The sequence below is a fragment of the Streptomyces sp. NPDC059452 genome (assembly GCF_042750035.1).
GTDB lineage: Bacteria > Actinomycetota > Actinomycetes > Streptomycetales > Streptomycetaceae > Streptomyces.
The window spans coordinates 39,761-47,495 of record NZ_JBHYVE010000045.1 but is presented as its reverse complement, the minus strand read 5'-3'; the positions used below and the strand labels follow the sequence as shown (position 1 = coordinate 47,495).

Here is a 7,735-nt window from a genome sequence, read left to right as displayed (position 1 = left end):
TGGGGGGGGGCCGGCCGGGGCCGGTCGTTCTCCTCTCCCATACACCCCCCGCCCGCCCCCCACAACCCCCCCCGGGCCCCGGGGGGCGCGGGGGGGCCCCCGCCGGCGCGCCCCCCCCGCGGCCCGGCAGGTCTCTCCACGGGGTCTCGCGATGCCGATGACCGCCGGGAGACGTCCGGACCCGATCACACCGGACGCCCCCGGGCGAGGCCCCCGCCCGACCGTCGACCCGAGAGGTCCCGCAATGTCCGCCCGTACCCCCCTCCACCTGGCCGCCGAGATCGGCGGCCCGCCGCACTACGACGCCGGCCACTACCTCCGGCTCGCCCGGCTCGCCGAAGGCGGCGCCCTCGACTTCGTCACCCTCGGCGACTCCTTCGCCCGCCCCGGGCTCGACGCGCTCGCGGTCCTCGCCCGTATCGCGCCCGCCACCGACCGCATCGGCCTCGTCCCGACCGTCACCACCACCCACACCGAGCCCTTCCACGTCTCCTCGGCCGTCGCCTCCCTGGACTGGGTCAGCAAGGGCCGGGCCGGCTGGCACGCCGAGGTGTCCACCACCGAGGCGGAGGCCCGGCTCTTCGGCAGACGCCCCGCGGCCCCGCCCGCCGCGCTGTGGCAGGAGGCCGGAGAGGTCGCCGATGTCTCCGCGCGGCTCTGGGACAGCTGGGAGGACGACGCGGAGATCCGGGACACCGCGACCGGACGCTTCATCGACCGGGACAGGCTGCACTACGTCGACTTCGAGGGCTCCACCTTCTCGGTGCGGGGCCCCGCCATCGTGCCGCGCCCGCCCCAGGGCAGGCCCGTCACCGTCATCGACGCCATCGGCGCCCCGTCGAAGGAGGCGGCGGCCCGGCACGCGGACGTCGTCCACATCCGGGCCACCGGCCCCGAGCAGGCGGCCGCGCTCCGGGACGAACTGCGGGAGCGGGCCGCCGCCCACGGGCGCGACCCCGACGCACTGCGGGTCCTGGTCGCGCTCACGGTGGACCTCGGGGACGTCGAGAGCGCACCGGAACCCGGCCTGGAGAGCGGACCCCAGCTCGCCGGACGCGGCACCTACTTCCGGGGCGGCCCGGTCGACCTCGCCGACCTCATCGCCCAGTGGCACCGCTCGGGCGCGGCGGACGGCTTCCACCTCACGCCCATCACCCCCGAGCGCGACCTCGAAAGGATCGTCAACGGCACCGTGGCCCTCCTCCAGCACCGCAGCCTCTTCCGCACCTTCTATCCGGGCGGAACCCTGCGCGAACACCTGGGGCTCGTCCGCCCCGCCAGCCGCTACGCGAGCGCCAGAGCCGCGTCGGCCGCATCCGCCCCGTCGGCCTCATCGGCTTCGTCGAAGGAGGCCTGACCGTGCCCCGCACCATGCATCTGGCCGCGCACTTCCCGGGCGTCAACGCCACCACCGTGTGGGCCGACCCCCGCTCCCGCAGCCAGATCGACTTCTCCTCCTTCGAGCACCTGGCCAGGACGGCGGAGCGCGGCAAGTTCGACTTCTTCTTCCTCGCCGAGGGGCTGCGGCTGCGCGAGCACAACGGCCGCGTCCACGACCTGGACGTGGTCGGCCGGCCCGAGTCGCTGACCGTGCTGAACGCGCTGGCCGCCGTCACCGACCGGCTCGGCCTCGCCGCCACGGTGAACGCCACCTTCAACGAGCCCTACGAACTGGCCCGCCGCCTCGCCACCCTCGACCACCTCAGCGAGGGGCGCGCCGCCTGGAACGTGGTGACCTCCTCCGACGCCTTCACCGGGGAGAACTTCCGCCGGGGCGGCTATCTGGACCGGGCCGACCGCTACACCCGGGCCGCCGAGTTCGTCGCCACCGCCCGGGAGCTGTGGGACTCCTGGACGCCCGACGGACGCTCGCGCCCCTTCGCACACGAGGGCGAACAGTTCACGATCTCCGGTGAGTTCACCGTCCCGCGCTCCCCGCAGGGCCACCCGGTGGTGATCCAGGCCGGGGACTCCGGCGAGGGCCGGGAGTTCGCCGCCTCCACCGCCGACATCATCTTCAGTCGGCACGGCACCCTGGAGGAGGGCCGCACCTTCTACGCCGACGTCAAGGCCCGGCTCGCCGCGTACGGGCGGGAGGCCGACGATCTCAAGATCATGCCCGGGGTCAGCGTGGTGCTCGGCGACACCGACGCCGAGGCGCAGGAGAACGCGTACGAGATCCGCCGCCGGCAGGTCTCCCCGCAGAACGCGATCCTCGCCGCCGAACAGATCTGGGGCCGCGACCTCTCCGCGTACGACCCCGACGGGCCGCTCCCCGAGTTCGACCCCGACCTCGAATCGGACCTGGTCCAGGGGCGGGTCCGGCACGCCGACCCGCTCGGGGTGGCCGCCCGTTGGCGCGCGGTCTCCGAGGCCAAGGGGCTCTCCCTGCGGCAGACGGTCATCGAGACGACCACCCGGCAGTCGTTCATCGGCTCCCCGCGGTCCGTCGCGGCGGAGCTGATCTCGTTCGTCGAGGCACGGGCGGCCGACGGCTTCATCCTCGTACCGCATCTCACCCCGGGCGGCCTGGACGACTTCGTCGACCGGGTCGTCCCGTTCCTCCAGGAAAGCGGAGCCTTCCGCTCCGAGTACTCCGGCTCCACGCTCCGGTCGCACCTCGGCCTCGCGGAGCCGGTGTGGAAAGGTTGATCGCATGAGCACCGACGCACAGCAGAACGGGCAGAACCAGCAGGGCCGGCAAAACCAGCAGAACCAGCAGGGCGAGCAGAACCAGCAGAACCAGCAGGGCCAGCAGAACAAGCAGGACCAGCAGGCCGGGGGACCGGACGGGGCGGCCCAGGAGTGGCAGCGGTGGCACCAGGGGTGCGTCCTCGCGGTCGCCGCCCCCTACGGCCCCCTCTCCCTGACCGGAACCCACTGGCTCTCGGACTACCCGGAAGGGCGAATTCCGGCCGTCCCCGGACAGTGGCGCGAGGACGGCGACGAGGTGGTGCTGACCGCCACCGCCGAGGACGGCATCGTTGTCGACGGCAAGCCGCTGACCGGCGAGGTCCGGCTCGTCGCGGACAGCGGGCCCGTCGACGACTCCCGGGTGGCTCGGGGGGAGCGGCGGCTGGTGGTGCTCCGCCGCGAAGGGCTCTGGGCGGTACGGGACTTCGACCCGGCCTCCCCGTCGCGGCACGCCTTCTCGACCATCGACGCGACCCCGTACGACCCCGACTGGGCGCTGCCGGGGACCTTCCGTCCGTACGCCGAGGAGCGGGCCGTACGGGTCCCCAACGCGGACGGCGTCGAGCGGGGGCTCGGGCTCGGCGGGGAGATCGCCTTCACGGTGGGCGGCGACGAGCACACCCTCCAGGTGGCGGTCGAGCCGGACGGTTCGCTCTGGGCCGTCTTCGCCGACGCCACCAGCGGGAACGGCAGCTACCGCTTCCGCTTCCTGCGCCCCGGCGCACCGGCCGGGGACGGCAGCGTGGACATCGACTTCAACCGCGCCCTGCTGCCGCCGTGCGCCTTCGCCGATCACTTCATCTGCCCCTTCCCTCCCCCCGGCAACACCCTCCCTGTGCCGGTCCCGGCGGGGGAGCGCAACCGCCTGGACGCCTGAACCGCGCGACCCTCCCGGCCCCCGGCCCCCGGCAGCCCGATGGCTGTCGGGGGCCGGTGCGTGTGAGGCGTGCGTGGCCGAAAGGCATCCTTGCGCCTCCTGCGCGGCCCCCTCGATACTCCCGTCAGCGATTGTCAGGGGCACGGCAACTCCGGAATCCGGACAGCCCCCGACTGCGCCTCACGGGCCCGCCACCCCACAGGAGGGCCCCCGATTCCCCTCGGAGGAACCCGAAGTGAGGATCAAGCGCACCAACCCCCGCCGCAGCCACGCGAGACGCACCCGCACCACGGCCGTCTTCGCCGGACTCGCCGCCGTCGCGGCGTTCACCATCCCCACCGCCAGCGCCAGTGCCGAACCCACCGGCACGTTCAGTGCCAACCAGCTCACCGCGGCGAGCGACGCCGTGCTCGGCGCCGATGTCGCGGGCACCGCCTGGAACATCGACCCGAAGACCAACCGCCTCGTCGTGACCGTGGACAGCACGGTCTCGCAGGCGGAGATCGCCCACATCAAGAAGTCGGCGGGCGGCAACGCCGCCGCCCTCACGATCGAGCGCACGCCCGGGAAGTTCAGCAAGCTGATCTCCGGCGGCGACGCGATCTACTCCAACACCGGGCGCTGCTCGCTGGGCTTCAACGTCCGCAGCGGCAGCACCTACTACTTCCTGACCGCAGGCCACTGCACCAACGGGACGGGTACCTGGTGGGCCAACTCCGGCCGCACCACCGTGCTCGGCACGACCGCCGGCTCCAGCTTCCCGGGCAACGACTACGGCATCGTCCGCTACACGAACACCACCATCCCCAAGGACGGCACGGTCGGCGGCCAGGACATCACCAGCGCCGCCAACGCCACCGTCGGGATGGCCGTGACCCGCCGCGGCTCCACCACCGGCACCCACAGCGGCTCGGTCACCGGCCTCAACGCCACCGTCAACTACGGCGGCGGCGACGTCGTGACCGGAATGATCCGCACCAACGTGTGCGCCCAGCCCGGTGACTCCGGCGGCCCGCTCTACTCCGGCACCCGGGCGATCGGTCTCACTTCCGGCGGCAGCGGCAACTGCTCCACCGGCGGTACGACCTTCTTCCAGCCGGTCGTCGAGGCCCTGAACGCGTACGGCGTCAGCGTCTACTGACCGGCGCACCGGCTCCCCCGAGCGGCACACCGGGTATCCCCACCGGCGCACCGGGTTCCCCGGCCCGCGCACCGGCCACGCCCGGAGCTGTCCGCACATATGAGCCCCCGTCCGGAATTCCGGACGGGGGCTCCCGCGCGCCCACGGCTCTTGAGAGGATGGCGCGCACGACCGGAGGCACGGGAAGCGCCGACACCAGGGGGTTCCAGGTCCGTGAATCGCATCGGCATCACCGGTCACCGCTCCATCCCCGCCGAGGTCCGGGCCCATGTGCTCGCGGGACTGCGGTCCGCCCTGTGCGGCCTCGACGGCGCCACGGAGGCGCTCTCCAGCCTGGCCGTCGGCGCGGACCAGCTCTTCGCCGGCCTCGCCCTCGACTGCGGCGCCAAGCTGACGGTGGTGATCCCCAGCGGTGACTACGAGGCCTGCTTCGAGTCCACCGCCGACCTGGACCACTACCGGCTGCTCAAGTCCCGCGCGGCCCAGGAGGTCCGGCTGGACTTCCCGCACTCCACCGACGAGGCGTACTACGCGGCCGGTGCCTACATCGCCGACCACTGCGATCTGCTGCTGGCCGTCTGGGACGGCCGCCCGGCCCGGGGCCTCGGCGGCACCGGCGACATCGTGACGTACGCCCGTACGCTGGGCCGGCCGGTCACCGTCATCTGGCGCGACGGCGTGGAGCGGGGCTGAGGGAGCGTCAGGGGCGGTGCCGCACAAGCCAGTCCGTGTGCTCCGGTGAGACGATCCGCTCGGTCTCGAAGACCGCGATCGGCCACTGCCGTTCGGTGAGCGTGGTCTCCATCGCGGCCTGCATCGACTCCAGGTCCTCCTCCACCAGCGAGTGCGCCGAGACCAGCGGCTGGTGGCGGCGCAGCTCGTTCCAGGCGAGACAGGCCGCCGCCGCCGCCGACAGCGCCCCCGTCAGCCCGAAGGAGTGCCCCACCCCGAAGGTCTGGAGCACGCTGAGCGCGAGCGCCGGGAGCGTCAGGGCGACGACGGCGCCCGACCAGAGGAGCGCCCCGCGCCGGGAGCCCTGCCTGCGTCTGCGGTACCAGCGGCGCTGCTCGATGAGCCGGTCCCGTACGTAGGTCTCCTTGCGGACGGTGTAGGCCTTGCCCCGCAACTCCCGCATGGACTCCGTGATCAGGCCGTCCCCGGCATCCGCGAGCTCCTCGCGGGGGTCGGCCCACCCCACCTTCCTGAGCTCCTGGAGACCTTCCTCCAGCCGGTTGGCGAAGAGCGCTTCGGGATGTGGCGCGGCGGTGTCGAACGGTGAGCCGTGCACGGCGTACCGCCAGCAGTTGGACTTGATGAACTCCGCCGCCGAACGGTTCAGCTGCCAGTGCGACGCGGCCTTGCGGCGGGAGGCGAGGAAGGTCGTGAACAGCACCCCCAGGTACCCCAACCCGGCCAGGGCGTACAGGAGATGGACCGATTCCCCGGCCGTGACCTGCCAGGGCAGGGCCGCGGGTACGGCGCTCAGGACGAGCAGGGCCAACTGGCCGCGCGTGGTGTTCACGGCCTCGCGCTGCCGGGCGACGGCTATGGCGTCCGTGTGGTGGAACAGTGCCGGAAGGTCCTCGTTCCTGAAGACCATGGATCTCAGCGGTCCAGGCAGCGCCGTCATGGTCACCCCCGTCTCCAGTTGCCGGTGGGACCCCGGCCGTTCGCACGGCTGCCCCCGCCCCCCGTCCGGGGCAACGAGAGTAGGTCCGGGGCCCGGGTGCGGCAAGGGTGCCACCGGTCCGCGCGGGCCCCGGAGGGCGGACTTCGGCCACGTGCCCCGAAGGCCTTCGGGGCGGGCGGGACGTATGAGAGGATTTTCCCAACTGGATTTACTGGTAACCGAGTTGCAGCTCCAGGTGAGGGAGCGGGAACGGCTCTCGGCGGGGGAGGGGTCATCGAACCGGACAGCACGGGCGGGGAAGGCGGCAGACCGCTTGAGGACACTCAGCGCAGGGTGCGCCGCAGCCCCCTGCTCTTCGCCGCCCCGCTGGTGCTGCTGGCCGTACTGATCCTGATCCTGCTCTGGGAGGCCGTCCGGGCCAATGTGTCCCCCGGCGCCCGGGAGGTCTGGCCCTGGCGGCTGCAACTGCTGGACATGGAGGCGCTCGGCAGCCTGCTGGCCGTCGCGGCCGGTGCCGTGCTGGCCAGGGCGCAGTACGCCCGCACCGTCCGGCCCTACCTGGGGTGGCGCGGCTCCTGGACCACGGGACTCCTCGCGGGGGACGCGCCCGTCTGGCGGGTGGGGGTGCTGAACGGCGGTCAGCACATCGCCGTGGTCGAGAGCTGGGACTTCCGGGTGGTGCGCCGCGGCGACCCCGACGCCGGGGCGGCGCCCTGGAGCGACCTCTCCGACGCCGTGGCCACGCTCACGGCCCACGGGCTGCGCGCCGGAAAGGACTTCGAGCTCGTCGCCTTCGGCAAGGGGTTCCCGCTGACCGGCACCGCCGGGTACGAGACCGTGCTCGCCGGTGCGTTCTCGCGGCGCTTCGTCGAGGAGATCGACGCACTGCACATACGGGTGCGGGTCACGGACGTCGTGGGCGACAGCCACGAACGGATCCTGGACTGCGTACGCGGCTCGCGCGCGGCCCTGCCGGCCTCCCCGGACCCGCCCTAGAGATGTCCGGGACCGGCCTCACTCGGCCGGGTGAATGAAGGCGGGGTCCCGATCGGAGAAACGGCATGTGACGGCTTGTTCTCCGGCGTGTGCAAGGGATGACGTGGGAGTAAAGTCTGCCTTTCCGGACTCTGCGACGACGCGGAAACCGGCAGTATTTCAATGTCCGGAAACAGACCATCAAGGATCCCCGAGGACGGCCGTGAAGACCTACGGAACCACCCCTGCCTTCGCCCCGGCGAAGCCCCGCACCACCCTCGCCGCGACCGACGCCCGCAGCGCCGAGGCCGCGAGGAAGATCGACCGTGTATTCGGTGCTTCGACCGGCCGCTCCATCCGGACTTCCACCTTCAGTTCGGCCCTCTGATCCGGACCTCGGCGATGGCTAGAATGGCGG

At 72.7% G+C, this 7,735-nt stretch carries 8 protein-coding genes; 7 read left to right on the top strand and 1 reads right to left on the bottom strand.

Annotated elements, in window-relative coordinates; genetic code table 11:
• Positions 1-244 precede the first annotated feature (244 nt).
• From ACFW9Z_RS34445 to ACFW9Z_RS34425, 5 genes are all read left to right on the top strand, one after another.
• Positions 245-1,357 (top strand): LLM class flavin-dependent oxidoreductase, encoded by a 1,113-nt coding sequence (locus ACFW9Z_RS34445; protein WP_384647282.1) that lies wholly within the window; start codon positions 245-247, stop codon positions 1,355-1,357.
• 14 nt (positions 1,358-1,371) lie between these two features.
• Positions 1,372-2,652, top strand: a complete 1,281-nt coding sequence (locus tag ACFW9Z_RS34440; protein WP_384647285.1) for an NtaA/DmoA family FMN-dependent monooxygenase — start codon at positions 1,372-1,374, stop codon at positions 2,650-2,652.
• 4 nt (positions 2,653-2,656) lie between these two features.
• Positions 2,657-3,571 carry a DUF1684 domain-containing protein gene (locus ACFW9Z_RS34435; RefSeq protein WP_384647280.1) on the top strand — a complete coding sequence of 305 codons (915 nt, stop codon included), beginning with the start codon at positions 2,657-2,659 and terminating at the stop codon, positions 3,569-3,571.
• Between the two features lie 235 nt (positions 3,572-3,806).
• Positions 3,807-4,712, top strand: coding sequence for a S1 family peptidase (locus tag ACFW9Z_RS34430; protein WP_384647278.1), 906 nt, complete (start codon positions 3,807-3,809; stop codon positions 4,710-4,712).
• A 213-nt stretch (positions 4,713-4,925) separates the two neighbouring features.
• Complete coding sequence (locus tag ACFW9Z_RS34425) at positions 4,926-5,405, top strand: hypothetical protein (protein ID WP_384647276.1); 480 nt, start codon at positions 4,926-4,928, stop codon at positions 5,403-5,405.
• 7 nt (positions 5,406-5,412) lie between these two features.
• Here the strand turns inward: ACFW9Z_RS34425 and ACFW9Z_RS34420 are convergent, their stop codons facing one another.
• The gene (locus ACFW9Z_RS34420) at positions 5,413-6,342 is read right to left on the bottom strand and encodes a DUF4231 domain-containing protein (protein WP_384647274.1); all 930 of its coding nucleotides are present in this window, start codon (positions 6,340-6,342) and stop codon (positions 5,413-5,415) included.
• A 333-nt stretch (positions 6,343-6,675) separates the two neighbouring features.
• Here ACFW9Z_RS34420 and ACFW9Z_RS34415 point away from each other — a divergent pair, with 333 nt between their 5' ends.
• Entirely contained in the window at positions 6,676-7,338 is a 663-nt protein-coding gene (locus tag ACFW9Z_RS34415) for a hypothetical protein (RefSeq protein ID WP_384647272.1), read from the top strand.
• Positions 7,339-7,540: 202 nt separating this feature from the next.
• Complete coding sequence (locus ACFW9Z_RS34410) at positions 7,541-7,705, top strand: FXSXX-COOH protein (protein ID WP_384647270.1); 165 nt, start codon at positions 7,541-7,543, stop codon at positions 7,703-7,705.
• The last annotated feature ends 30 nt before the right edge of the window (positions 7,706-7,735 follow it).